At 66.5% G+C, this 25884-nt stretch carries 23 protein-coding genes and 1 pseudogene; 10 read left to right on the forward strand and 14 right to left on the reverse strand.

Going from position 1 to position 25884, the window contains the following annotated elements; translation table 11 throughout:
- Positions 1–21: 21 nt before the first annotated feature.
- Both iolE and iolB read left to right on the forward strand, forming a co-directional pair.
- Positions 22–906, forward strand: a complete 885-nt coding sequence (gene iolE / locus ACFJGT_RS18440; RefSeq protein WP_377840677.1) for a myo-inosose-2 dehydratase — start codon at positions 22–24, stop codon at positions 904–906.
- A 112-nt stretch (positions 907–1018) separates the two neighbouring features.
- The gene (gene iolB, locus ACFJGT_RS18445) at positions 1019–1816 is read left to right on the forward strand and encodes a 5-deoxy-glucuronate isomerase (RefSeq protein ID WP_377840680.1); all 798 of its coding nucleotides are present in this window, start codon (positions 1019–1021) and stop codon (positions 1814–1816) included.
- A 37-nt stretch (positions 1817–1853) separates the two neighbouring features.
- Here iolB and ACFJGT_RS18450 read toward each other — a convergent pair whose 3' ends face one another.
- Complete coding sequence (locus ACFJGT_RS18450) at positions 1854–2162, reverse strand: hypothetical protein (protein ID WP_377840683.1); 309 nt, start codon at positions 2160–2162, stop codon at positions 1854–1856.
- Between the two features lie 245 nt (positions 2163–2407).
- On the opposite strand from ACFJGT_RS18450, the gene ACFJGT_RS18455 reads away from it, so the two are divergent.
- Complete coding sequence (locus ACFJGT_RS18455; RefSeq protein WP_377840686.1) at positions 2408–2707, forward strand: hypothetical protein; 300 nt, start codon at positions 2408–2410, stop codon at positions 2705–2707.
- 104 nt (positions 2708–2811) lie between these two features.
- On the opposite strand, the gene ACFJGT_RS18460 is transcribed toward ACFJGT_RS18455, so the two are convergent.
- Complete coding sequence (locus ACFJGT_RS18460; protein ID WP_377840688.1) at positions 2812–3474, reverse strand: hypothetical protein; 663 nt, start codon at positions 3472–3474, stop codon at positions 2812–2814.
- Positions 3475–3649: 175 nt separating this feature from the next.
- On the opposite strand from ACFJGT_RS18460, the gene ACFJGT_RS18465 reads away from it, so the two are divergent.
- From ACFJGT_RS18465 to ybaL, 3 genes are all read left to right on the forward strand, one after another.
- A complete protein-coding gene (locus tag ACFJGT_RS18465; protein ID WP_377840690.1) occupies positions 3650–3859 on the forward strand; it encodes a hypothetical protein in 210 nt (69 codons plus the stop codon).
- Positions 3860–3995: 136 nt separating this feature from the next.
- Positions 3996–4316: a polyhydroxyalkanoic acid system family protein gene (locus ACFJGT_RS18470; protein ID WP_377840692.1), complete on the forward strand. Its 321-nt coding sequence runs from the start codon at positions 3996–3998 to the stop codon at positions 4314–4316.
- A 199-nt stretch (positions 4317–4515) separates the two neighbouring features.
- Positions 4516–6384, forward strand: coding sequence for a YbaL family putative K(+) efflux transporter (ybaL, locus tag ACFJGT_RS18475; RefSeq protein ID WP_377840695.1), 1869 nt, complete (start codon positions 4516–4518; stop codon positions 6382–6384).
- 57 nt (positions 6385–6441) lie between these two features.
- Here the strand turns inward: ybaL and ACFJGT_RS18480 are convergent, their stop codons facing one another.
- The 3 genes from ACFJGT_RS18480 to ACFJGT_RS18490 form a co-directional block, all read right to left on the reverse strand.
- Positions 6442–6858, reverse strand: a complete 417-nt coding sequence (locus ACFJGT_RS18480) for a DUF3830 family protein (RefSeq protein WP_047578809.1) — start codon at positions 6856–6858, stop codon at positions 6442–6444.
- 283 nt (positions 6859–7141) lie between these two features.
- The gene (locus tag ACFJGT_RS18485) at positions 7142–8215 is read right to left on the reverse strand and encodes a patatin-like phospholipase family protein (protein ID WP_377840698.1); all 1074 of its coding nucleotides are present in this window, start codon (positions 8213–8215) and stop codon (positions 7142–7144) included.
- Complete coding sequence (locus ACFJGT_RS18490; RefSeq protein WP_377840701.1) at positions 8212–8997, reverse strand: 3-hydroxybutyrate dehydrogenase; 786 nt, start codon at positions 8995–8997, stop codon at positions 8212–8214. Before ACFJGT_RS18490 ends, ACFJGT_RS18485 begins: the two co-directional genes overlap by 4 nt.
- Positions 8998–9109: 112 nt before the next feature.
- On the opposite strand from ACFJGT_RS18490, the gene ACFJGT_RS18495 reads away from it, so the two are divergent.
- From ACFJGT_RS18495 to ACFJGT_RS18505, 3 genes are all read left to right on the forward strand, one after another.
- Entirely contained in the window at positions 9110–9658 is a 549-nt protein-coding gene (locus tag ACFJGT_RS18495) for a Fur family transcriptional regulator (protein WP_377840703.1), read from the forward strand.
- Between the two features lie 12 nt (positions 9659–9670).
- Entirely contained in the window at positions 9671–10945 is a 1275-nt protein-coding gene (gene ispG / locus ACFJGT_RS18500; RefSeq protein WP_377840706.1) for a flavodoxin-dependent (E)-4-hydroxy-3-methylbut-2-enyl-diphosphate synthase, read from the forward strand.
- A gap of 78 nt (positions 10946–11023) precedes the next feature.
- Complete coding sequence (locus ACFJGT_RS18505; RefSeq protein ID WP_377840708.1) at positions 11024–12988, forward strand: potassium transporter Kup; 1965 nt, start codon at positions 11024–11026, stop codon at positions 12986–12988.
- 185 nt (positions 12989–13173) lie between these two features.
- Here ACFJGT_RS18505 and ACFJGT_RS18510 read toward each other — a convergent pair whose 3' ends face one another.
- From ACFJGT_RS18510 to ACFJGT_RS18530, 5 genes are all read right to left on the reverse strand, one after another.
- The gene (locus ACFJGT_RS18510) at positions 13174–14097 is read right to left on the reverse strand and encodes a DMT family transporter (RefSeq protein WP_377840710.1); all 924 of its coding nucleotides are present in this window, start codon (positions 14095–14097) and stop codon (positions 13174–13176) included.
- A gap of 94 nt (positions 14098–14191) precedes the next feature.
- A complete protein-coding gene (locus ACFJGT_RS18515; protein ID WP_377840712.1) occupies positions 14192–14674 on the reverse strand; it encodes a MarR family winged helix-turn-helix transcriptional regulator in 483 nt (160 codons plus the stop codon).
- A gap of 103 nt (positions 14675–14777) precedes the next feature.
- Positions 14778–15359, reverse strand: coding sequence for an NAD(P)H-dependent oxidoreductase (locus ACFJGT_RS18520; protein WP_377840715.1), 582 nt, complete (start codon positions 15357–15359; stop codon positions 14778–14780).
- Between the two features lie 2 nt (positions 15360–15361).
- Positions 15362–16786, reverse strand: a complete 1425-nt coding sequence (locus tag ACFJGT_RS18525; RefSeq protein WP_377840717.1) for an FAD-binding oxidoreductase — start codon at positions 16784–16786, stop codon at positions 15362–15364.
- Complete coding sequence (locus ACFJGT_RS18530; protein WP_377840720.1) at positions 16783–18105, reverse strand: cytosine deaminase; 1323 nt, start codon at positions 18103–18105, stop codon at positions 16783–16785. The genes ACFJGT_RS18525 and ACFJGT_RS18530 overlap by 4 nt, the downstream gene beginning before the upstream one ends.
- Before the next feature lie 190 nt (positions 18106–18295).
- On the opposite strand from ACFJGT_RS18530, the gene folD reads away from it, so the two are divergent.
- On the forward strand, positions 18296–19156 hold the full coding sequence (gene folD / locus ACFJGT_RS18535; protein WP_377840722.1) for a bifunctional methylenetetrahydrofolate dehydrogenase/methenyltetrahydrofolate cyclohydrolase FolD: 861 nt from the start codon (positions 18296–18298) through the stop codon (positions 19154–19156).
- Positions 19157–19330: 174 nt separating this feature from the next.
- Here the strand turns inward: folD and lpdA are convergent, their stop codons facing one another.
- From lpdA to ACFJGT_RS18555, 4 genes and pseudogenes are all read right to left on the reverse strand, one after another.
- Entirely contained in the window at positions 19331–20737 is a 1407-nt protein-coding gene (gene lpdA, locus ACFJGT_RS18540; protein ID WP_377840725.1) for a dihydrolipoyl dehydrogenase, read from the reverse strand.
- 37 nt (positions 20738–20774) lie between these two features.
- Positions 20775–21517 (reverse strand): annotated as a pseudogene (locus ACFJGT_RS18545) (SDR family oxidoreductase).
- A gap of 16 nt (positions 21518–21533) precedes the next feature.
- Positions 21534–22760 (reverse strand): 2-oxoglutarate dehydrogenase complex dihydrolipoyllysine-residue succinyltransferase, encoded by a 1227-nt coding sequence (odhB, locus tag ACFJGT_RS18550; RefSeq protein ID WP_377840728.1) that lies wholly within the window; start codon positions 22758–22760, stop codon positions 21534–21536.
- Positions 22761–22868: 108 nt separating this feature from the next.
- Complete coding sequence (locus ACFJGT_RS18555; protein WP_377840730.1) at positions 22869–25826, reverse strand: 2-oxoglutarate dehydrogenase E1 component; 2958 nt, start codon at positions 25824–25826, stop codon at positions 22869–22871.
- Positions 25827–25884 lie beyond the last annotated feature (58 nt).

The following is a 25884-nucleotide window of genomic DNA, read 5'->3' on the forward strand; positions in this document are numbered from 1 at the left end:
TAGGCGAGAAAGACCCGACACATGATCCGCATCGGCGCGAACCCCATCGGCTGGTCGAATGACGACATGCTGGAGATCGGCGGCGACATCCCGCTCGAAACCTGCCTGAAGGAGGCCCGCGAGGCCGGCTTCACCGGCATGGAACTCGGCAACAAGTTCCCGCGCGAGGCCGGCAAACTGAAGCCGATCCTCGATGCTCACGGCCACGCGCTGGTCTCGGGCTGGTACTCGACCGAACTGCTCGTCCGCGACGTCGCCGCCGAGATGGTGGCGGTGAAGGCGCATGCGACGCTGCTGCGCGACATGGGCTGCTCGGTCCTGATCGCGGCCGAGACCTCGAACGCGATCCACTCCGACATCACCAAGCCGCTCTCGGCCCGGCCCGTCCTGCCGAAGAACCGCTGGGACGATTTCGGCGCGCGCTACACCAATTTCGCCGAGGCCCTGAAGACCGAATACGGCCTCCAGCTCGTCTATCACCACCATATGGGCACGGTGGTGCAGACCGAGGCCGAGATCGACCGGTTCATGGGTGTCACCAGCCCAGCGGTCGGCCTGCTGCTCGATACCGGCCACGCCACCTGGGGCGGCGGCGACCCGGCCCGCATTGCCCGGCACTGGAAGGCGCGCATCCACCATGTCCACTGCAAGGACATCCGCGAGACCGTGATGTGGCGCTCGAACCGCGAGGACTGGTCCTTCCTCGAATCCGTGCTGGCCGGTGTCTACACCGTGCCGGGCGACGGCCTGATCGACTATGTCCGCGTGCTCAGCGAGTTGCAGGGCTATTCCGGCTGGATCGTGGTCGAGGCCGAGCAGGACCCGAAGAAGGCGGAGCCCGCGACCTATGCCAAGCTGGGCCACGCCAATCTCACGCGCTTCATCAAGGAAGCCGGGCTGACATAACCCCCGTCATTCTCGGGCGGAGCGCAGCGCAGACCCGAGAATCTCCTGCAAGAGATGCTCGGGTCGAGCCCGAGCATGACGAGCCGATCAGGAACGCGTTGGAGAGCCCCTCATGTCCCATCTCAAGGTCAAGCCGCAGGGCAAGAGCGGCCGCGTCACCCATGTCACGCCGGAAAGCGCCGGCTGGATCTATGTCGGCTTCGACCTGCACCGCCTGAAGCCTGGCGAGACCGTCTCGGCCCAGACCGGCAGCCGCGAAACCTGCCTGGTCTTCGTCACCGGCAAGGGCACGACCACGGCCGGCGGCAAGTCCCTGGGCGAACTCGGCCAACGCATGAGCCCCTTCGAAGGCAAGCCCTGGTCGGTCTATCTCCCCGAGGGCTCCGACTGGTCGGTCACGGCCACCACCGATCTGGAACTCGCCGTCTGCACGGCGCCCGGCCTCAAGGGCGGCCTGCCCGTCCGCGTCATCGGGCCGGACGATCTCGGCCAGGAGATCCGCGGCAAGGGCTCCAACACCCGCCACGTCACCAACATCCTGCCGGAAGGCGACCCGGCGGATTCGTTGCTCGTGGTCGAGGTGATCACGCCGGCCAGCAACACCTCCAGCTACCCGCCGCACAAGCACGACCGGGACGACCTGCCGCGCGAGTCGCATCTGGAGGAGACCTATTACCACCGCCTCAACCCGCCGCAGGGTTTCGGCTTCCAGCGCGTCTATACCGACGACCGCAGCCTGGACGAGGCGATGGCGATCGAGGACGGCGACGTCGTGCTGGTGCCCAAGGGCTACCACCCCTGCGCCACCTGCCACGGCTACGATCTCTATTATCTCAACGTGATGGCTGGCCCGAAGCGGACCTGGAAATTCCACAACGCTGCCGAGCACGAATGGCTGCTGAAGGGCTGACGGCAATCGGCAAACGAGGGCGTGGCCAGCCTGCGCCTCACGGATTGCACTTGTAGACGGTGCCCTTCGTATCCGGGCCCTTCCACTTGATGTCGGCCGCGGTGGCGAAGACATGAGTCCCGCCCTGCTCCGCCGCAGCGATCTTCAGGCGTGCGACCACCGAATCGCGCGTCTTGTCGAGCGGCATGATCGCCTGGGAACTGTCCTGCCCGTCGATCTGGCCGAGCGCCTTGCAATTCTCCACAACGCTCTTCGTATCGGTGACGACGACGATGCTGCTGCGCGAATTGTGATAGGTGCAGGCGCCGAGCAGCAGGACCGGCAGAAGGATGAAAAAGCGGGGCATCGTCGCGTCCAGGCTGGGCTGATCGGGTCTGCGCGCATGTTCCGCCGCTTCGCTCCAAATGCAAGCCCGCGCCGGCTCGAAACCATCTCGCCGCTCGTCCATTCGGCTGAAACGTCACAATTGCTGCGGAATTGTCGCGATTTGACCGTGCGAACTTTAACGCAAAGCCCGCGTCATTCTTGACCTGCCGACGCGGCTGCTCTTAAGTCGTTTCAGGCCAATGGGAGGCTGAAAAGGGATAAAATATGCGTAGCATTCTGATCGTTGGCGCCATGGCCGCTCTCCTCGCCGGTTGTCAGACCGCGCAGGAGTCGATGGCCGACGCCGAAGTGACCTGTGAGTCCCAGGGCTTCCGCCCCGGCACCCGCGCCTACCAGCAGTGCCGCTCGGCCAATTATGTCGAGAACCGCCGCGCCTCGAACGAGACCGGTTCGGCCGTCGCCGCTGGCGTCGCCGCCGGTGTCATCGGTGGCGCCCTGATCGCTGCCGATAACCGCTCGTATTACGGTCGCGGCTACTACGGCCGTCGCGGCTACTGGTGGTAAGATAAGGGCCTCTCTTCGGAGAAGCCCTCTCGAAATACCGAGCCCTGCGGCGCTTCGCGCCGCAGGGCTTTTTCATGCGCCGAAACCCTGTTCGGCCAATGTCCTCAGCGCCGGGCGGCGCGCTTGCGGGCCGGCGCGGCGGCCGGCTCGCTGGCCGGAGCCGAGCTCAGCAGCGAACCGATCACATAGGCTGCGAGGCCAAGCCCGACCACGACCGCCATCGGCTCGCGCTCGGCCCGCTTCGCCAGCATGCGCCCGCCCCTGTCGGCATAGTCGCGTGCCATCGCCGCATAGTCGCTGGCGCTACCGGCATAATCATCCACGTCATCGCGATGCGCGCGCAACCAACCGCGGCCCGACTTCAAGGCTCGATTACCCGCATCGGCCGCCTCGGAGCCATAGTCCTGAAGCCAGCCACGCCAGCGGCTGTAATCCGGCTGGTAACGCTCCCAGCCGGATGAAGGCTGGTTGCGGAGCATCGCCCAAGCCACCAGCCCGATGCCGGCCACGCCCAGGCCGAGCGCAGCGAGGGGATGGCGCTCCAGACTCCTGACCACCGCCTGTCCGCCTTCACGGACGGTTTCGAGCGGCTCGGCCTCGTCCCAGACCTCCTTGGCGCGATCGTAGCCGTCCCTCACGGTTTCGGTCGCCTTGTCAGCGAGATCGGCAGCCTTGCCACGCAGGGTGCTGACAGTGGCGCCGACCTGCTCAGCGGCGTCGTCGACGGCCTTCGGAACGTCGGGCGGGAAGCTGTTGCTGATCGCCATGGCGGTGTCTCCATTTCTGAAAGGGGTCATGGCCTAAGAACGAAGCGGGCGCGGCCGGGTTCCGGCCCGCGACAAAACAACTGGGTCGCAATTCTTCACCTGTTCGGCCACGACCGCGTCATGATTGGATGCGAGTCACCAAAGAACAGGGGCAATCAACGAGAAGGAGACGCGCATGGATGTTCAGCACCTCCAGATCGCTCACCCGTTCGTTCTCTCCGATCCCGAATGGATCGCGCTAGAGAGTATCGAGGAGGAAACCCGCCACTTCATCTTCGACGAGACGATGCTGCATGCCCTGCAGGATCGTGGCCTCGTCGAACCGGACGGCGCCATCTGGCGGGTCACCCAGACCGGACAGAAGCGCCTGAACAACCGCGACTGAGGCGGATGAACGCCGGCAGTTCCGGCGAAGCGATGGATCATCAGGCCCGCCCGTTCGGCGGGCTTTTCCATGTGCGCTGGCAAAGTGCCCGCGCCATGGCCATATAGCGGCCTCCCTTCCTTTCCGATGAGCAGTCATGGGCAAACCCGTCTCCATCACCATCTCGCATGACCTCGGCCGGGACGCGGCTCTGGCGCGGCTGCGCGGCGGCGTCGACAGAATCCGCGACCGGCTCGGCATGGTCCGGATGCAACTGGTCGAGGAGCGCTGGGAGGGCGACGCGCTGCATTTCGGCGTCGGTGCGCTCGGGCAAACCGTGCATGGCCGCGTCGAGATCGAGGACAAGCTGATCCGTGTCGAGGTGACGCTGCCCTGGATGCTCGCGATGTTCGCCGAGAAGCTCAAGATCGGCGTCGAGAAGCAGGGCCAGATCCTGCTGGAAAAGCCGAAGGCCTGAAGCCCTTCGCCAGCCACTGCCGGCGCACGTGGCGCGGCCGTTGCAGATCGCTCTCGCTCCGCATGTCCCACGGCTGCAAATTTCGGCACCGGAGCCGGAAAAGTCGTACGCCTTTCGGTTGAAATCGTAGCCCCGAAACCCCATGCTCCGAATGTTCAAACAATCTTGATTTACTGACCTTTCGGATTCGGGGAGACCCATGCATCACGGCCCGCTGATCGCCATCGTTGTCGCGGGCCTCGGCCTTGCTTTCATCTTCGGATCAATCGCTCACAAACTGCGGATTTCGCCTCTCGTCGGCTATCTGCTCGCCGGTGTCGCCGCCGGTCCGTTCACGCCGGGTTTCGTCGGGGACCAGAACCTCGCCAATGAACTGGCAGAGATCGGCGTCATCCTGCTGATGTTCGGCGTCGGCCTGCATTTCTCGCTGAAAGACCTGCTCTCGGTGAAGGCGATCGCCGTGCCCGGCGCCGTCGTCCAGATCGGCATCGCGACGCTGCTCGGGCTCGGGCTCGGCACCTGGCTCGGCTGGAACTGGTTTTCGGGCGCGGTCTTCGGTCTGGCACTCTCCACCGCTTCGACGGTCGTGCTGCTGCGTTCGCTGCAGGAGCGGCGGCTGGTCCAAACCGAGCGCGGGCGCATCGCGGTCGGCTGGCTCATCGTCGAGGACATCGCGATGGTGCTGGCGCTGGTGCTGCTGCCGGTGCTGGCCGAGATCATCAACGGCACGCCGTCCGGCGGCAGCGCTCCGCTCGCCACCCGTTTCGATCTCGGCGTCTGGGGTGTGCTCGGCCTGACCTTCGCCAAGCTGATCGGCTTCCTCGCCTTCATGCTTGTCATCGGCCGCCGCGTCATCCCCTGGGTTCTGCACTGGGTCGCGCATACCGGATCGCGCGAGCTCTTCCGGCTGGCGGTTCTGGCCGTCGCGCTCGGCGTCGCCTATGCGGCCGCGACCCTGTTCGGCGTCTCCTTTGCGCTCGGCGCCTTCTTCGCCGGCATGATCCTGTCGGAATCGCCGCTCTCGCAGCGGGCGGCCGAGGAGACGCTGCCGCTGCGCGACGCCTTCGCGGTGCTGTTCTTCGTCTCGGTCGGCATGCTCTTTGACCCCGGCATCCTCCTGCGTGCGCCGGGGCCGCTGATCGCCACGCTTGCCATCATCCTGATCGGCAAATCCGTCGCGGCCTGGCTGATCATGCGCGCCTTCGGCCGCTCGCAGACCGCGGCCCTGACCATCTCGGCTTCGCTCGCCCAGATCGGCGAGTTCTCCTTCATCCTCGCCGGCCTCGGCACGGCGCTGGGCATCCTGCCGGCGCAGGGGCGCGACCTGATCCTCGCCGGCGCGATCCTGTCGATCCTGCTCAATCCCGTGGTCTTCGCCTTCGCCGAGCGCCTGGCGCCGGAAGCCCCGGCCGCAAAGCCGAAGCCGGCCGCTGCTCCAGAAGCCAGCAAGCCCGAGGCCAAGGCCCCTGAGCCTGAGGCCGAAGCCCCGCCCGAACGCGACATCACCCCGACCGGCCTCACCAACCATATCGTCGTCGTCGGCTATGGCCGCGTCGGCAGCCTGCTCGGCGCCGGCCTGCTCTCGCAGGGTGCCAAGCTGCTGGTCATCGAGGACAATCCCGACGCGGTCGCCACCGCCAAACGCGACGGCGCCGAGCTTCTGGTCGGCAATGCCGCCGATCCGGAAGTGCTCTCTGCCGCCGCGGTCGGCCGGGCCGTGCGCCTCTTCGTCGCCATCCCCGGCAGCTTCGAGGCCGGCCAGGTCTGCGAGCAGGCCCGCGCCGAGAATCCGGCCCTGCCGATCGTCGCCCGCGCCCATTCCGATGCCGAGGTCGCGCATCTCACCAAATGCGGGGCGACGCTGACGATCATGGGCGAGGCCGAGATCGCTCGCGCCATGCTCTCGCTCTGCCAGAACCTCAAGGATACCGCCGCACCCGCACGGGTGGAGCCGGAGGCTTCTCCCGAAGCGGCTAAGCCCGAAGCGATAGCCGCGCTGCCGGCTCCCAGGCCACCCGCTACCAAGCCGGCGGAAGACCCGCCGGCCGATCCCCCGGCTGCGGCATAAGAAAAGGGCGGGACGGCCAGGCGCCCCGCCCTTTTCATATCCTATTGCTGACCGCGCTCAGTCGACGAGGTCGAAGCGCACGTCCTGCACGCCTTCATAGAGCGTCTTGCGGCCGAGCGTGTAGAGGTTCTCCAGCCCCGAGGTCAGGGTGATGAAGTGGTTGCCCGAGAGCACGCCGGCCTTGCTGGCGAACTGCACGCCGCCATAGGCGAGCAGGATTTCGGTCTCGCTGACGCCACCCGGATACAGGATGATATGCCCGGGAGCCGGATAGGCGGTGTTGTTCTCGTAGCCGACGCCGAAATCGAGATCGCCGAGCGGCATCCAGACACCCTCGCCGCTCCAGCGCACATGCACCATCTTGCTGATGAACGGCATCTGCTTCTTGAAGGCGGCGCAGGTCTTCGGCGCGGCTTCCAACTCGAACTTGGCGTCGAACTTGAACGGCCCGGCGGTGACGATCAGCTTGCTCATGAAATCCCCGTCTTCTTGGAAGCGTTTCGAACCCGCTGAATGACATCAGGTCCGAGACCCGCGCAAGAGCGCTCCCGGAACAAGTGAGACGCCGGAACGTGAAGGATGCCCGCGCTGTCGGGTTGGCTTTGCACAGCCCATTGTCAAGAAATGCGCGTCATCCCGGACGCAGCGCAGCGGAGATCCGGGATCCATCGTAGAGCGCAACGCCCTTCGATGGATCCCGGGGCAAGCCCGGGATGACGGAGGGGTTCGATGCCAGAATACCGCGCCGGGCAGCCGCTCAGCCGATCGCTTCCCGCAGGTCGAGCGTCCCGCTCTTGCCGATCGCCTCGTAATTGCGCTTCAGCCAGCGCCTGCCGGCGGTGCGGCCCATGTCGCGCAGCTTCAGCAGGAACGACCATTCTGCGTTCATCCGCGACGAGGAGGTCAGCTCCGCCAGCGGCGGCCCGCCGTCGATCCGGTGCATCAGCACGCGCTTGTATTCCTCGCGCGGCAGCTTGCCGTCGTCGATCAGGCGATTGACGAAATCGATCGCGCGGAGCTCGCGCAGCATCGAGGCGTTGAAGGTGATCTCGTTCAGCCGGTCCTGGATCTCACGCGCCTTGGTCGGCAGCTCCCGGCGCTGGATCGGGTTGATCTGCACCAGCAGGATGTCGTCGCAATGCGCCTTGTAGAACAGCGGAAACAGGGCGGGATTGCCCATATAGCCGCCGTCCCAATAGGCCTCGCCGTCGATCTCCACCGCCTGGAACACCATTGGCAGGCAGGCCGAGGCCATCACATGGTCCGGCGTCAGGTCCTTGCCCTCGAACACGGCGATCTTGCCGGTGCGGACATTGGTCGCGGCGATGAACAGCTTCACCGCGTCGCAGGCTCTGACCTTCTCGAAATCGATGAGATCGGCAACGACGCCGCGCAGCGGGTTGATGTTCAGCGGATTGACGTCGTACGGGCTCGCCACCTTCGCGAACATCTCGAAGAACAGCATGCCCGGCGGCGTGCCGTCATTGTTGCCCCAGGCGCCGAGCATGGTGTCGAGCAGCGAGCGCTCCGACCCGCCATATTTGCCGTCGACGCTGATCGCCCGCCAGAACGCCTCGAGCTTGGCGCGCGCTCCGTCGATGCCGCCGTCGATCCAGCCCTCGGCCAGCACGACGGCGTTCATCGCGCCGGCGCTCGTGCCGGTCAGCGCCTCGATGCCCAGGCGCCCGTCTTCCAGCACGGCGTCGAGCACGCCCCAGGTGAAGGCGCCATGCGCGCCTCCGCCCTGCAGCGCGAGCGAAACCGTCTTCTCCGCCTTCGGCCCGACCAGTCCTTTGACCGGCTCGGCCTTGCGGGAGGGGCGCCCGCTCACGCGGCGGTCCAGCCGCCATCCATCGGCAGCGTCGTTCCGGTGATCGACTTGGCCGAATCCGTGCAGAGGAACAGCGCGAGCGCCGCGACCTGCTCGACCGTGACGAATTCCTTGGTCGGCTGCGCCGCGAGCAGCACGTCGTTCATGACCTGCTCCTTGGTCATGTTGCGCGCCTTCATCGTGTCCGGGATCTGCTTCTCGACCAGCGGCGTCCAGACATAGCCCGGCGCGATGGCGTTGACGGTGATGCCCTGGGTCGCGACTTCCAACGCCACCGTCTTGGTCAGGCCGGCGATGCCGTGCTTGGCCGCGACATAGGCCGATTTGAAGGGCGAAGCGACGAAGGCATGCGCGCTAGCCGTGTTGATGATGCGGCCCCAGCCCTTCGCCTTCATCTTCGGCAGGGCGGCACGGATCGTGTGGAAGGCAGAGGACAGGTTGATCGCGATGATCTGGTCCCATTTCTCGATCGGGAACTCGTCGATCGGCGCGACATACTGGATGCCGGCATTGTTGATCAGGATATCGATGGCGCCGAAAACCTTCTCGCCCTCGGCGATGAAGCCGGCGATCTCGGCCGGCTTGGTCATGTCCGCGCCGGAGAACACCACCTTGACGCCGAATTCCTGTTCCAGGTCGGTGCGCAGCTTCTCGGCATCGGCGGGGGGCATGATGCCGTTGATGACGAGGTTGGCTCCCTCGGCCGCGAGCGCGCGGGCATAGGCCAATCCGATGCCGGAGGTCGAGCCGGTGATCGCAGCAGTACGGTCTTTGAGGAACATGAGCGTCAAGGCTCCTGACAATCGGGGAGAAAATGCTTAGGTTCGGGGTCGAACGGGCCATGCGCCGACAGGATATCGTCGCAGGGTGCCCGATGAGTCTTCGCAACGCAACATGACGAAAATGCAGCCGAACCCACATCACCACGGCGAACATGACCATGCGTCGCACGCACATGGCGAAGGCCCTTGCCGCCATGCCGAGGATCACGCCCGCCATGCGGCGGACGCTCTCGCGCGGGCAGAACGCATCTGCCGCGAGCGCGGCCTGCGCCTGACGCCGATCCGGCGCCAGGCGCTGGAAGCGCTCCATGCCGATCACCGCCCCGTCGGCGCCTATGATCTCGCGGACCGCATCTCGCCGGCCGGCGGGCGCCGTCTCGCGCCGATCTCGATCTATCGCGCACTCGATTTCCTGGTCGAGCAGGGCTTCGTCCACCGTCTGTCATCGAAGAACGCCTATATCGCCTGCCTGCACGGCCATGGCGCGAACGAGGTCGTCGCCTTCCTGATCTGCGAGTCCTGCGGCGGGGTCGACGAGGATTCCTCGCCCGCGATGAAGAAAGCGGTGGCGGCGATCGCCGAAAACCGGCAATTCTCACCCTCGCACCAGATGGTCGAGATCGTCGGCCGGTGCGAGCATTGCCGGAATGCCGGTTCATGATAGAGCAGCCGCATGAATGAGCGCGCCTTTTCCTATCTGACGCCGGAACGTGCGGGCCCCCTGGGCCGTCAGCTCACCGTCCCCGTCAAGGTCGGCCATGTCACGGTCGGCGGCGGCGCACCCATCGTCGTGCAGTCGATGACCAATACCGACACGGCCGATATCGCCGGCACGGTCGCGCAGGTCGCCGCGCTCGCCCGTCAGGGCTCGGAACTCGTCCGCATCACCGTCGACCGAGACGAGGCCGCGGCAGCCGTCCCGAAGATCCGCGAGCGTCTCGACCGGATCGGCGTCGACGTGCCCCTGGTCGGGGACTTCCACTATATCGGCCACAAGCTGCTCGCCGACCATCCGGCCTGCGCCGAGGCCTTGGCAAAGTACCGGATCAACCCGGGCAATGTCGGCTTCAAGGACAAGAAGGACAAGCAGTTCGGCCAGATCATCGAGCTCGCGATCAAGCACAGCAAGCCGGTGCGCATCGGCGCCAACTGGGGCTCGCTCGATCAGGAACTGCTGACGGCGCTGATGGACGAGAACGCCCGCGCCGTCCGCCCGCTCGATGCCCGCGCCATCATGCGCGAGGCGATGGTCCAGTCGGCCCTGCTTTCGGCCGAGCGCGCCGAGGAGCTCGGCCTCGCCCGCGAATACATCATCCTCTCCGCCAAGGTCTCGGGCGTGCAGGACTTGATCACGGTCTACCGCATGCTGGCGAGCCGGGCGAACTACGCCATCCATCTCGGCCTGACCGAGGCCGGCATGGGCTCGAAGGGCATCGTCGCCTCCTCGGCCGCGCTCGGCATCCTGCTTCAGGAAGGCATCGGCGATACCATCCGCTTCTCGCTGACGCCCGAGCCCGGCGGCGACCGCACGCTCGAGGTCAAGACGGCGCAGGAACTGCTCCAGACCATGGGCTTCCGCGCCTTCGTGCCGCTGGTCGCCGCCTGCCCCGGCTGCGGGCGCACCACCTCGACCGTGTTCCAGGAGCTCGCCCGCGACATCCAGGACTGGATTTCGACGTCGATGCCGGAGTGGAAGACGCAGTACCCCGGCGTCGAGAACCTCAACGTCGCGGTGATGGGCTGCATCGTCAACGGCCCCGGCGAGTCCAAGCACGCCGATATCGGTATCTCGCTGCCCGGCACCGGCGAGGTGCCGACGGCCCCCGTCTTCGTCGACGGCAAGAAGGTCGCGACGCTCCGCGGCGCCGGCATCGCCGCCGAGTTCAAGGCCATGGTCGCCACTTACGTCGAGCGGCGCTACGGCGTCGGTCTCGGCGCCACCGGCTGATCGCGCCTTTGCGCGCCGCCCGCAACGTGCTAGAGGCCCCGGCCTTTCGCTGCACCGCAGCATGCGCGGAGATCCCTGATGGGGCATGAGAACCCGAATCCTGCGACCGTCCGGCCGGAGGATTCACGCTTCGGCATGGATGCCGGGCACGGCCAGAACGGTGGCCACGGGCATGGCAAGATGGGCTATGGGGCGCTGGCGCTCGGTGCGCTCGGCGTCGTCTACGGCGATATCGGCACCAGCCCGCTCTACGCGCTACGCGAGACCATCCTCGCCGCGACGGGCGGCGATACCACCGCCGCGGTGCCGGCCTCGGTCGTCATCGGTGTGCTCTCGCTGATCCTCTGGTCGCTCGTCATCGTCGTCACGCTGAAATATGTCGTGCTGCTGATGCGCGCCGACAACAACGGCGAAGGCGGTATCCTCACCCTCGTCGCGCTCGCCCAGCGCAGCCTCGGCCGTGCCCGCAGCCATGTCGCTCTGCTGCTGGGCATGATCGGCGCCGGCCTGTTCTACGGCGATACCGTCATCACCCCGGCGATCTCGGTGCTTTCGGCGATCGAAGGCATCAAGCTCGTCACCCCGGTGCTCAACGATTACATCCTCTGGATCGCCTCGGTGATCCTGATCGGCCTGTTCGTGATGCAGAGCCACGGCACGCATCGCGTCGCGACCTTCTTCGGCCCGATCATGCTGGTCTGGTTCCTGACGCTGGCCGGGCTCGGCATCTACCATATCGCCGACGATCTCAGCGTCTTCCGCTCGATCAACCCCTGGTACGCGCTGCTCTTCTTCCGCGACCATGCCGGCGTCTCGCTGGCCGTGCTCGGCTCGGTCTGTCTCGCAGTGACCGGCGCCGAAGCGCTCTATGCCGATATGGGCCATTTCGGCCGCGGCCCGATCCGCGGCGCCTGGCTCTACATCGTCTTCCCGGCCTTGTGGCTCAACTATCTCGGCCAGGGCGCGCTGATCCTCTCCGACCCCAGCGCGATCGACAACCCCTTCTACCGCCTCGCGCCGCAGGAGCTGCTGCTGCCCTTCGTCATCATGGCGACGGTCGCGACCATCATCGCCAGCCAGTCGGTCATCACCGGCGCCTTCTCGCTGACCCGGCAGGCGATCCAGCTCGGCCTCCTGCCGCGCATGGAAATCCGCCACACCTCCGAGCAGACCTCCGGCCAGATCTACGTGCCGCGCGTCAACCTGCTGCTGCTGGTCGTGGTGCTGATCCTGGTCTGGTCGTTCCGGACCTCGTCGAGCCTGTCGCATGCCTATGGCATCTCGGTCTTCGGCACGATGGTGGTCTCGTCCATGCTGGCGGCGATCGTGATCCGCCGTCACTGGGGCTGGAGCCCGCTGGCGACTGGCGCGCTGATCCTCCCCTTCTTCCTGGTCGACCTGTCGTTCTTCTCGGCCAACATGCTGAAGCTATTCCACGGCGGCTATGTGCCGGTGCTGCTCGCCATGGGCCTGACGCTGGTGATGTGGACCTGGATGCGCGGCACCAAGATCCTGTTCGACAAGACCCGCAAGACCGACGTGCCGCTGCTCGAGCTCGTCACCATGCTCTCGAAGAGCCCGCCCGCCCGCGTCAAGGGCATGGCCGTGTTCCTGACCAGCGACCCCGAGACGGCACCGGCCTCGCTGCTGCACAACCTCAAGCACAACAAGGTCCTGCACGAGCGCAACGTCGTCCTGACCGTGCGCTCGGCCGACACGCCCCGCGTCGTCGAGGAGGAGCGGGTGCGCCTCGCCCGTATCACCGACGATTTCTGGCGGGTCGACATGGTCTACGGCTACATGGAAAGCCCGAACGTGCCGAAGGGCCTGGCGATGCTGCGCAAGCAGGGCTTCAAGTTCGACATCATGTCGACCTCGTTCTTCCTGTCGCGCCGCTCGATCAAGGCCTCGCCGCAATCGGGCATGCCGATGTGGCAGGACAATCTCTTCATCGGCCTGACCAAGAGCGCGACCGACGCGACGGACTTCTTCCAGATCCCGACCGGCCGCGTCGTCGAGGTCGGCACGCAGGTCACCGTCTGAGGGGTTCAAGCCGTCATTACGGAATAATCGAGTAGCTCGCGGCAGAGACTGCTTGGCAAGTCGCTGCGGCGAGTCGAATGGCGGTGTTTTCGAGAACCGGAGCGCAGCGTACATCAGTACGTGGGCACCGGAAGCGCAGAAAGCGCCGTCAGTCGGCCGCCGCAGTAGAGTTGCCGAGTAGTCTCTCAATCCAGCCGCGCCGACGCCGCTTCCTGCGGCACATGCCGCACCCGCTCGCGATAGAGCAGGTAGAGCCCGGACGAGATCACGATGCCGGCGCCGACGAAGGTCCAGCGGTCCGGCAGCTGGTCGAACACCAGCCAGCCGAGCAGCAGCATCCAGACGATCTGCGAATAGATGAAGGGCGCCAGCACCGTCGCCGGCGCCAGCCGATGCGCCAGGATCAGCAGCCAGTGGCCGAAGCCTCCGAGCGCGCCGACCGCGAACATCAGCAGCCAGGGAAGCAGGGTCTGCGGCGTCTCCCAGACCCAGGGCAGCAGCGGGATGGTTGCCAGCGTCCCCGCCGCGCCCGAATAGATCATCGTCGTTTCCGATGAATCATGGCCGGAGAGCATCCGGGTCGCCAGCGAGTAGAAGGCGTAGCACAGGCAGCCCAGCACGATCAGCAGCGCCGCCGGATGCATGCCGCCGATGCCCGGCCGTGTCACCACCAGAACGCCGAGGAAACCGACGCCGATGGCCGCGAGCCGGCGCGGCCCCGGCCACTCGCCGAGCAGCGGTCCCGAGGCCAGCGCCACCAGCAAGGGCGTCGCGAACATGATCGAGATCGTCTCGGCGAGCTGGAGATAGCGCAGCGCCACGAAGTTCAGCGCGGTCGAGCCGAGCAGCAGGAGCGAACGGCCCCATTGCAGCCAGGGCCGGCTGGTGCGCAGCACGCCCGGATGCGTCCACGGATTGATGACGGCCAGCACCAGGATCATGCTGCCGGCATAGAGCGCGAACACCACCTGCAGCGGGTTCATCGACTGGCCCAGCCATTTCGCGCTGGTGTCCAGCAGCGAGAACAGCAGCACGGCCGCGCACATCAGGCCGATCGCGGCCATGCGCGCGCGGCCCGTGTCGGAAGGCGCGGCTGAAGGGGAGGACAACGAGTCTCGCCATGCTCTGGAGGAATGACGAGAGCAGATTGAACCGATTTAAGCAGTGCCGCCAGCACACTGGAGCATGCGCTCCATGCGGAAATCAGGCGTCGCTGTCGGCCTCGTCGAGATCGCCTTCAGCATCGTCATGGTCGGCGCCGGCCTTGGAGAGGCCCTTGGCCGCCTTGCGCAGCAGCTTGCGCAACTGCTTGCGCTCCTTGCCGTCGAGCTTGTCGAGCAATTCTTCCTCGACCTCGTTCCAGACCGCATCGAGCTCGGCCGCGGTGGTCTGGCCGGCTTCGGTCAGGGCGACCTGCACGAGGCGGCCATCGCGATTGCCTCCCTCGCGGGTGACGAGGCCCTGCAGCGAAAGCCGCCCGATCGTCTTCGACACGGTCGGCGGCTTGACGCGCAGCAGCGCGGCGAGCTCGCCCATCGTCATCGGGGCCGGTTGCAGCGCCTTCAGCGCCTGTTCCTGTCCCGGGAACAAACCCAGACCGTTCAGCCTCTCGCCCATCCGCGAGCGGTGCAGCCGCGCGGTGACGAGCAGGGCACGGCCGACACTCTTCTCGATTGCCTTGGTCATGGAGTCGATCCTTCGGGCCGATCCTTGGACGGGTAAGCAGACGCTTCGCCGGCTGCGTAGTCGCGTGCGAACATGACAGACAAATGACAATCGGATGTCAGAGCTAAGAGAGCGCGAGTTTCGCCGCGACTTTTTTCAGGAATGCCGCCCGGCTGGCCGGTGTCGAGAGGTTCATCTCATGATGGGCGAGATAGGTCGTGCGCGTCAGCGGATGGCAGACCGCCCGCAGCGCCCGGCAGACCGCCTTGCGCGGTGGGTCGCCCACCAGGAAGGCGCGCCAGCGCGAGCCGCCATAGCTGGTCACGGCGACCAGCCGGCGAATATTGTGCAGAGCCGGCTGTGCCTTGCCATCGACCATCTTGAAAGAGACGCCGGGCAGGAAGACGCGGTCCAGAAAGCCCTTGAGGATCGCGGGATAGCCGAAATTCCAGACCGGGAAGCACAGCACCAGCGCCTCGGCCCGCCTCACCCGCTCGACATAACCGGCGACCGGCAATGTATTGCTGGCAAGGTCATGATAGCCGCGTCGCTCCTCCCGGCTCAGGACCGGATCGAAGCCCTCCGCATAGAGATCGCAATCGTCGACCTCATGCCCCGCCGCCTTGAGGCTGGCGACGACCGTCTCGTGGATGGCGGCGCCGAAGCTTTCCGGCACCGGATGGGCATAGAGGACGAGAACGCGCATCCTTAGCCGACCCCGGCCTCGCTGAGGCTGCGAAACAGGAAGGTCTTGCCCGAGCGGTAATCGTAGGACGGGTCTTCCCAGGCGATCATCTTGCCGGGATTGAGCAGACCTTGCGGATCGGCCTCGCGCTTGAAGGCGAGCTGCGCCTCGTCGGTCTGCTTCATGCCGCCCTCCTCCAGCGTGTAGCGATGCGGATTGAAGATCGGCGCACCCATCTCCTCGTGAATAGCCATGATCTCCTCCAGCCGTTCCTCGCTGGTAAAGCGCACCAGCGGCAGGCCGAAACAGGTGATCTTGCCGTCGAAGCGCACGAATTCGAGATGGCAGGTCACCTCGTCGCCAAAGCGGGCATGGATCTTGTCCACCAGCTCGACCTGATTGGGATAGGGATAGAGCACCTGCAGATAGGTGATCGCCGGATCGACGCGGAGCGCCCTGAGCGTCGTGTGGTTCCAGCCGAGCTCGTAAGCCGGCGGCAGGCCCTTGGCATCCTCGGGCGAGAGCTTGTCGGTGCGCAGCAGCAGTTCCGTGCCCTTGAAGCGCCGCGCATAGGCGCAGAGCGCATCGACCGCGAAATCGGCGGCCATGACGATGACGAGATGGCTGTCGCGCGGCAGGAACTTGCGGTGGCGCAGGAAATAGTCGTGCGGCGCAGGCGCGGCGACGACGCAGAGGTTCTTCAGCGCGAGCCCGTCCTGCTCGCCGACCGCGTTGGCGAATTCGGTCGCGGCGCGCAGGTCCTCGAACCCGACGATCACATCGACCCAGTCATAGGCCGGGCCGAGCGGCATCTCGACCTCGGTGATGATGCCATTGGTGCCATAGGCATGGGCGACCTTGTGCAGGTCCTCGCCCGAGAATTCGAGAATGCGCGGGCTTTTCTCCATCGTCGCGACCTTGAGCCGGATGATGTTGCCCCAGTCGCGCAAGCCGCCCCATTTGATCGAGCCGACGCCGCCCGAACCGCCGGCGATGAAGCCGCCGATCGAGGCCGTCTGATAGGTCGATGGGTGCAGGCGCAGCTCCTGCCGCGAATGGGCGCGGGTCTCGTCGTCGATCCGGGCCATGATCGCGCCGGGCTCGGCGACATAGCGGCCGGCGGCGATTTCCTTGACCTTGTTGAAGCCGGAGAGATCGAGCAGCACGCCGCCCGAGAGCGGCATGGCCTGCCCGTAATTGCCGGTGCCGGTGCCGCGCGGCGTCACGGGAATGCCGAGTTCGTGGCAGGCGGCGAGAACCTGCACGACCTCCGCCTCGCTCGTCGGCGAAACGATGATATCGGCCACGACATGGTCGAGCTGGCGCTTCAGGATCGGCGAATACCAGAAGAAGTCGCGGCTCTTCTGCTTCACCAGCGCCGGGTTCTCCTCGGTGCGGATGCCTTCGAGGCGCGTCTTCAGCGCGGCGATGTCGTAGCGTGCGGTCATGATGCTCTGCCCATCAGATGGTCGAGTTCGCGGTAGTCCGGCAAGGTCCGGTCGATCGCCCGGCCGGAGACCAGCACGCTGCGGTCGGCCTGCGGCCGGGAGAAGAGTTCGGTCCAGTCGCGCGCCCGCGTGAGGATGAGATCGGCCGGCGCACCCACAGTGATGACGCCGGCTTGAACACCCATCACCTGAGCCGGCGTGCGCGCCACGGCCTTGGCCCAGTCCGGCCCGGAGTGATCGAGCTGGAGGATGCGCGTGCCCTCGCGCAGCACCTCGACGAGATCGAGATCGCCATAGGCGTAGAAGGGGTCGCGCGTGTTGTCGGAGGCGATCATCACAGGCACGCCGGCCGCCTTCAATTCATGCAAGGCCGTGACGCCGCGCCAGCGCGGTGTACGGCCGGGCTGACGGTCCTGCAGATACATGTTGCAGAGCGGCAGCGAGACCACGGCGATGCCGGCTTCGCGAACCTTGGCGATGATCCGCGCCTCGTCCTCCGGCGCCTGAAGGGCGAGCGAGCAGCAATGCCCGCACAGGATGCGACCAGTAAAGCGATGCCGTAACGCCGCGTCGGCGATGTGCTCCAGCGAGCGCGCCGCCGGATCATTGGTCTCGTCGACATGGAAATCGAGATCGAAGCCGTTCTCGATCGCCGCCCGGAACAGGATGTCGAGCGCCCGGTCGAGCTCCGGGATCATATAGGTCACGCAGCCGAGCAGGCCATCGCCATGCGCCTTCACGGCGGCGATCACGGCCTGCATATGGGCAGGGTCCAGCGCGGCATCGGCGCCGAAGAGCGGCGAGGCCTGCAAGGCGATGCGCCCGGCCCACTCCGCCCGCAATTCCGCATAAACAGGCCACGAGATGCCGATCTGCTTGCCCAGAGAATCGAGATGCGTCCGCATCGCCGCCGTGCCATGCGCGAAGGCGCCGCGCAGCGAGAAATCCATCCGCGCCCGCACATCCTGCGCCGACCAGTTCGCCTCGCGATCCGCCCCGACCGTGTTCAGTGCGCCGGGAAAGGTGCCATCCGGATTGGGGCTGCGCGGCCAGATATGGCCCTTGTCGAGATGGACATGCACATCGACGAGACGCGGCAAGGCTATACCGCCATCGAGATTCAGAGCCGGCCCGGCTCCTGTAGCCGCCCCGGCGGGCTCGATCGCAGCAATACGGCCATCCGCGATCGCGATATCGACCCGCGCCAGCCCATTGCGATCGGCCAGGATATCGCCGCCCTCGATCAGGCAGGCGGGAACGCGCAGATCGGTCAGGCGGAAGGCAGACGCAGCGGGCAGGCGGGCGAAACCAGTCGTCACGTTGTCTCGCCTCTCCTGCCTCTCAAGCTCCGGTTCGGAGATACCGGGCCGATGGAACAGCCGCAAGCCGCACCAGTCCCTCCTCCCCCGCCGATGACGTCGCAGCCGGAAAAGCCGCGCATTCGGGCTTGTCCATGCCGGCAGGATCGCGCATGAGGGCGGCGTCATCAGCCAATACGAGGTCGGACCCATGACCGGCGAAGCCCGCATCATCGACGGCAAGGCCACGGCCGCTGCGCTCCGGGCCGAGATCGGCCGCGAGGTCGCGGCGATCAAGGCGGCGCGCGGCATCGTGCCCGGCCTCCATGTCGTCCTCGTCGGCGAGGACCCCGCCAGCAAGGTCTATGTCGCCTCGAAGGAGAAGCTCGCGGTTGAGGTGGGCATGAACTCGGTCGCCCACCGGCTGCCGGCCGAGACCACCGAGGCCGAGCTCCTCGCCAAGCTCGCCGAGCTCAATGGCGACGACAATGTCGACGGCATCCTCGTGCAGCTCCCGCTGCCGAAGCATATCGACACCGGCCGCATCATCGATGCCATCGATCCGGCCAAGGATGTCGACGGCCTGCACCCGATCAATGCCGGCCTGCTCGCCGGCGGCAAGAACGGGCTCGTGCCCTGCACGCCGCTGGGCTGCATGCTCTTGCTGAAGCAGGCCCTGCCCTCGCTGTCGGGGCTCGACGCCGTGGTGATCGGCCGCTCCGAACTGGTCGGCCGTCCGGTCGCCCAGCTCCTGCTCCAGGCCGATTGCACCGTCACCATCGCCCATTCGCGCACGCGGGATCTGCCCGCGGTGGTGAAGCGCGCCGATATCGTCATCGCCGCCGTCGGTCGCCCGCGCATGGTCAAGGGCGACTGGATCAAGCCCGGCGCGACCGTGATCGATGTCGGCATCAACCGCCTGCCCGACGGCAAGCTCACCGGCGACGTCGATTTCGCGGAGGCCGTGAAGGTCGCAGGCGCGATTACCCCTGTCCCCGGCGGCGTCGGCCCGATGACCATCGCCTGCCTGCTCAAGAACACGCTGACGGCATTCCACGCCCGGCGGAGGTGAGCCAAGGGCTTCCAAAAGAAACAAGCCCTCATCCTGAGGAGCCGCGAAAGCGGCGTCTCGAAGGATGGTCCAGCACGCTCTGGAGCATCCTTCGAGACGCAAGCCTTCGGCTTGCTCCTCAGGATGAGGGCTCGCAGATGAAGAGCGCGCGAGCGCGCGCTCTTCCAAGGCCGATCACATATGGATCTGGCGCTTCTCCACCGCCATCGCGGCTTCCTTCACCGCCTCGGCCAGCGTCGGATGGGCGTGGCAGGTGCGGGCGAGGTCTTCCGAGGAACCGCCGAACTCCATCAGCACGGTCACCTCGGCAATCAGGTCGCCGGCATGCGGGCCGATGATGTGGCAGCCGAGCACGCGGTCGGTCTCCGCATCGGCCAACACCTTCACGAAGCCCTCGGTATGGCGGATGGCGCGGGCACGGCCATTGGCCGTGAACGGGAACTTGCCGATCTTGTAGGCGACGCCGGCCGCCTTCAGCTCTTCCTCGGTCTTGCCGATCGCGGCGACTTCCGGCGCGGTGTAGACGATGCCCGGAATGGCGTCGTAGTTCACATGGCCGGCCTTGCCGGCGATGATCTCGGCGACCGCGACGCCCTCGTCCTCGGCCTTATGCGCCAGCATCGGCCCGCGCACCACGTCGCCGATGGCGTAGATGCCGGCGACATTGGTCTTGAAATGGTCGTCGATGACGACGCGGCCGCGCTCGGTCGCGACGCCGGCCTTGTCGAGGCCGAGGCCATCGGTGTTCGGACGGCGGCCGATCGCGACCAGCACGATATCGGCGTTGAGGGTCTTGGCCTCGCCGCCGGCCGCCGGCTCGACGGTGACGGTCGCGCCGCCCTTCTTAGCCGTCTCGACCTTGGTGACCTTGGATCCCAGCTGGAAGGTGAAGCCCTGCTTCTCCAGGATGCGCTGGAACTGCTTGGCGACCTCGCCGTCCATGCCGGGCAGGATGCGGTCGAGGAATTCGACGACGGTGACCTTCGCGCCGAGACGGCTCCAGACCGAGCCGATCTCGAGGCCGATCACGCCGGCGCCGACCACGACGAGCTCCTTCGGCACGGAGCCGATCTCGAGCGCGCCGGTCGAGGTCACCACCGTCTTCTCGTCGATGGTCACACCCGGCAGCGGCGCCGATTCCGAACCCGTCGCGATGACGATGTTTTTGGTCTCGATCTCCTGCGTCTTGCCGTCCTCGGCGGTCACGACGACCTTGCCGGCGGCGGGGATCGAGGCCGTGCCGTGGAAGGCGTCGATCTTGTTTTTCTTCAGCAGGAAGCCGACGCCGGTGACGTTGGCGTCGATCGTCTCCTGCTTGTGGGCCATCATCGCCTTGAGATCGAGCTTCGGCTTGCCGACGACGATGCCGAGCTTCTCGAAGGTGTGTCCGGCCTCCTCGAACATCTCGGACGCATGCAGCAGCGCCTTGGACGGGATGCAGCCGACATTGAGGCAGGTGCCGCCATGCGTCTTGCGCTTCTCGACCACCGCGACCTTGAGGCCGAGCTGGGCGGCGCGAATAGCGCAGACATAGCCGCCGGGGCCGGTTCCGATGACGACGAGATCGTAGGCCGCAGCCATGGTGACTTCCTTTCCTGTGTTCGAATGCGGCGGCGCTTCAGCGCCCGCCGGTCACGTTCAAGACGGTTCCGTTGGTGTAGGAGGCCTCGTCGGAGAGCAGCCAGGCGATCGCCTGCGCCACCTCGCGCGCCGTGCCCTCGCGCTTCATCGGAAGCTGGTCGCGCAAGGCAGCGACGCGATCGGGCATGCCGCCGCTGGCATGGATCTCCGTATCGATGATCCCGGGCCGGACCGCGTTGACCCGGATGCCCTCGGCCGCGACCTCGCGGGCCAGGCCAAGGGTGAAGATGTCGATGCCGGCCTTCGCCGCGGCATAGTCGAGATCTGCCCTGCGCCGGCCAGCACCGCAGCGGCGGAGGACAGGTTGACGATGCCGCCGCCCTGCCCGCCATGGCGGGTCGACATCCGCTTCACCGCCTCGCGGGCACAAAGGAAGCTGCCGGTCAGGTTGATCCGGAACATCCGGTCCAGCCGCGCAAGGTCCATCTCGTCGAGACGCTGCGGGGCATCGATGACGCCGGCATTGTTGACCAGTGCCGTCAGCCGCCCGAGCATGTCGGCCGCCGCGAAGATCGCGGCGACATCGGCCTCATCGCCGACATCGCCCTTGACAGCCACGGCCTGCCGCCCCTGCCGGAGCACGGCCGCGACCGTCTCGGCCGCGGCTTCGGCATTGGACTGGTAGTTGACGACGAGATCGTAGCCGCGCTCCGCGAGCAGGATCGCGGTCGCCCGGCCGATTCCCCGGCTGCCGCCGGTGACGATCGCAACGCCCGACATATCCCGTCCCGCACGATCAGAGATCGAGGACGAGACGCGCCGGATCCTCCAGGCCTTCCTTGATGCGGACGAGGAAGGTCACGGCTTCCTTGCCGTCGATGATGCGGTGATCGTAGCTGACCGCGAGATACATCATCGGGCGGATCTCGATCTTGCCGTTCACGACGACCGGACGCTCCTGGATCTTGTGCATGCCCAGGATCGCCGATTGCGGCGCGTTCAGGATCGGGGTCGACATCAGCGAGCCGTAGACGCCGCCATTCGAGATGGTGAAGGTGCCGCCCTGCATCTCCTCGATCGAGAGCTTGCCGTCGCGGGCCTTCTTGCCGAACTCGCCGATCTTCTTCTCGACGCCGGCGATGGAGAGCTCGTCCGCATCGCGCACCACCGGAACCACCAGGCCCTTCTCGGTGCCGACCGCGACGCCGATATGGTAGTAGTTCTTGTAGATGATGTCGGTGCCGTCGATCTCGGCATTGACCGCCGGGATCTCCTTCAGCGCCTGCACGCAGGCCTTCACGAAGAAGCCCATGAAGCCCAGCTTCACGCCGTGCTTCTTTTCGAACACGTCCTTGTACTGGTTGCGCAGCGCCATCACGCCGGACATGTCGACCTCGTTGAAGGTCGTCAGCATCGCCGCGTTGGACTGGGCTTCCTTGAGGCGGCGCGCGATGGTCTGGCGCAGCTTGGTCATCTTGACGCGCTCTTCGCGGGCGCCGTCATCCGGCGCCGAGGGAGCGCGGACGGCGATCGGCGCAGGCGCGGCAGCCGGAGCTGCAGCCCCGCCGGTCGCGATCGCGGCGAGCATGTCGCCCTTGGTCACGCGGCCATCCTTGCCGGAAGCAGCGACCTTGGACGGGTCGACGCCGCTCTCGGCAGCGAGGCGCGAGACGGCCGGGCCGGAATCGGCGGCCTTGGTCGCGGCAGCCTTGGGAGCCTCAGTGGCAGGAGCCGGAGCGGCGGCAGGCTTGGCCTCGGCCTTGGCAGCAGGGGCCGCAGCGGCAGCGCCTTCGCTGATCGTGCCGAGCAGTGCGCTGACGCCGACCGTATCGCCTTCCTTGGCGACGATCTCGCCGAGCACGCCGGCGGCCGGCGCGTTGACTTCCAGCGTCACCTTGTCGGTCTCGAGCTCGACGAGGGGCTCGTCGGCCTTCACCGCCTCGCCCGGCTTCTTGAACCACTTGCCGATGGTGGCCTCGGAAACGGATTCGCCGAGGGTGGGTACGCGGATTTCGGTCGCCATGTCAGGCCTCTGTTGTCTCGTTCTCTGGCGGCAGGTTCGGCACCGGCTAGGGCGCCGATGCAGCAATGAAATCCGGCAGCGCGCTCAAGGCGCCGCCGGAGAAAGATGTCAGGCCGCGAAGGCCTCGTCGAGGAAGGCGTTGAGCTGGGCGAGATGCTTGGACATCAGGCCGGTCGCGGTCGCGGCCGAGGCCGGGCGTCCGACATAGCGCGGACGCTTCGACTTCGAGCCGGCATGGCCCAGCACCCATTCCAGATAGGGCTCGACGAAGGTCCAGGAGCCCATGTTCTTCGGCTCTTCCTGGCACCAGACCACGTCGGCGCCCTTGAAGCGCGCCAGCTCCTGCGCCAGCGTCTTCAGCGGGAACGGGTAGAGCTGCTCGACGCGCATCAGGTAGACATCGTCGACGCCGCGCTTCTCGCGCTCCTCCAGCAGGTCGAAATAGACCTTGCCCGAGCAGAGCACGACGCGGCGGATCTTCGAGTCCTTGACCAGCTTGGTGGTCGACTTGCCGCGCTCGGCATCGTCGGCCAGCACGCGGTGGAAGGTCGAGCCCTCGGCGAGGTCGGCGAGGTCGGAGATGCAGCGCTTGTGGCGCAGCAGCGACTTCGGCGTCATCAGGATCAGCGGCTTGCGGAAGTCGCGCTTCAGCTGGCGGCGCAGGATGTGGAAATAGCTCGCCGGCGTCGAGCAGTTCGCCACCTGCATGTTGTCCTCGGCGCACATCTGCAGGAAGCGCTCCAGGCGGGCGGAGGAGTGCTCCGGACCCTGGCCCTCATAGCCATGCGGCAGCAGGCAGACGAGGCCGGACATGCGCAGCCACTTGCGCTCGCCCGACGAGATGAACTGGTCGAACACGACCTGCGCGCCGTTGGCGAAGTCGCCGAACTGCGCCTCCCACATCGTCAGCGCGTTCGGCTCCGACAGGGTGTAGCCGTATTCGAAGCCGAGCACGGCCTCTTCCGAGAGCATCGAGTTGATGACCTCGTAGCGGGCCTGGTCCTCGCGGATATGGTTCAGCGAGGTGTGGCGGCCTTCCGTCTCCTGGTCGATCAGCACCGAATGGCGCTGCGAGAAGGTGCCGCGCTCGCAATCCTGGCCCGAAAGACGGACCGGGTTGCCGTCGAGCAGCAGCGAGCCGAAGGCCAGCGATTCGGCCGTCGCCCAGTCGATGCCCTCGCCGCTCTCGACCGCCTTCTTGCGGTTGTCGAGGAAGCGCTGGATCGTCTTGTGGACGTTGAAGCCGGCCGGAACGGCGGTGATCTTCTCGGTGATCTCCTTCAGCGTCTCCGCCGGCACGCCGGTGGCGCCGCGGCGCGGATCGTCCTCGTCGGCGCGGATCGCCTTCATGCCGGCCCAGCGGCCGTCGAGCCAGTCGGCCTTGTTCGGCTTGAAGGCCTGGCCGGCGTCGAACTCGACCTCCAGCTTCGCCTTCCAGGCGGCGCGCATCGCGTCGAGCTCGTCGGCACTGATGACGCCTTCCGCCGCGAGCTTGGCGCCGTACAGCTCCAGCGTCGACTTGTGGCCGCGGATCTTGCGGTACATCAGCGGCTGGGTGAAGCCCGGCTCGTCGCCCTCGTTATGGCCGAAGCGGCGATAGCAGAACATGTCGATCACGACCGGCTTGTGGAACTTCTGCCGGAACTCGATCGCGACCTTGGCGGCGAAGACCACCGCCTCCGGATCGTCGCCGTTCACATGGAACACCGGAGCCTCGACCATCTTCGCCACGTCGGACGGATAGGGCGAGGAGCGCGAATAGCGCGGATAGGTGGTGAAGCCGATCTGGTTGTTGATGATGAAATGCAGCGAGCCGCCAGTGCGGTGGCCCTTCAGGCCGGAGAGGCCGAGGCATTCCGCCACGACGCCCTGGCCGGCGAAGGCCGCATCGCCATGGATCAGCAGCGGCAGCACCTTGGAGCGCTCGACGATGTCGCCGAACTGGTCCTGCTTGGCGCGCACCTTGCCGAGCACGACGGGATCGACGATCTCGAGATGCGACGGGTTGGCGGTCAGCGAGACGTGGACGTTGTTGCCGTCGAACTCGCGATCGGCGGACGCACCGAGATGGTACTTCACGTCGCCCGAGCCCTCGACGTCATCAGGCGCGAAGGAGCCGCCCTTGAACTCGTGGAACAGCGCGCGGTGCGGCTTGCCCAGCACCTGGGTCAGCACGTTGAGGCGGCCGCGATGGGCCATGCCGAAGACGATGTCGCGTACGCCGAGCGCGCCGCCGCGCTTGATGATCTGCTCCAGCGCCGGGACCAGCGCCTCGCCGCCATCCAGGCCGAAGCGCTTGGTGCCGGTGAACTTCAGATCCAGGAACTTCTCGAAGCCTTCGGCCTCGACGAGCTTGTTCAGGATCGCCTTCTTGCCTTCCTTGGTGAAGGCGATCTCCTTGTCCGGCCCCTCGATGCGTTCCTGCAGCCAGGCCTTCTGCTCGGGGTCGGAGATATGCATGAACTCGATGCCGACCGTGCCGCAATAGGTCCGCTGCAGCACCGCGACCATCTCGCGGATGGTGGCGAACTCCATGCCGAGCACGTTGTCGATGAAGATCTTGCGGTCGAGATCGGCCTCGGTGAAGCCGAAGGCGGCCGGCGACAGCTCCTCATGATCGGTGCTGCTCTCGATACCCAGCGGGTCGAGATTGGCATGGAGATGGCCGCGCATCCGGTAGGCGCGGATCAGCATGATCGCGCGCACGGAATCGCGGGTCGCCTGCTGCACGTCGGCGGCGGAGAGCGCGGTGCCGGCGGCCTTGGCCTTGGCGCCGAGCTTGTCGGAGATCACCTTCTCGACGACGGCCCAGTTGCCGTCCAGCGCCGAGACTAGCTCGCCGCTGGCGGCGATCGGCCAGTTCGGCTTCTTCCAGGACGCGCCCTTGGCGTTCTGCAGGACGGCTTGCTTGTCGTCCTTCAGCGCGCCGAAGAAGCTCTGCCACTGCTCGTCGACCGACTTGGGATCGGCCTCGTAGCGGGCATAGAGATCCTCGATATAGGCAGCGTTGCCGCCATAGAGGAAGCCGGTCTGCGCGAGAGCCTCGTTGATGTCCTGGCGAGCCATGATGCTCCTGCCTTCCTTCGCCGCTTAAGCCATGTCCGAACCCCTGCCCGGACATCCT

Source organism: Allobosea sp. UC22_33, assembly GCF_042700715.1.
In the GTDB taxonomy this organism is placed as follows: domain Bacteria; phylum Pseudomonadota; class Alphaproteobacteria; order Rhizobiales; family Beijerinckiaceae; genus Allobosea.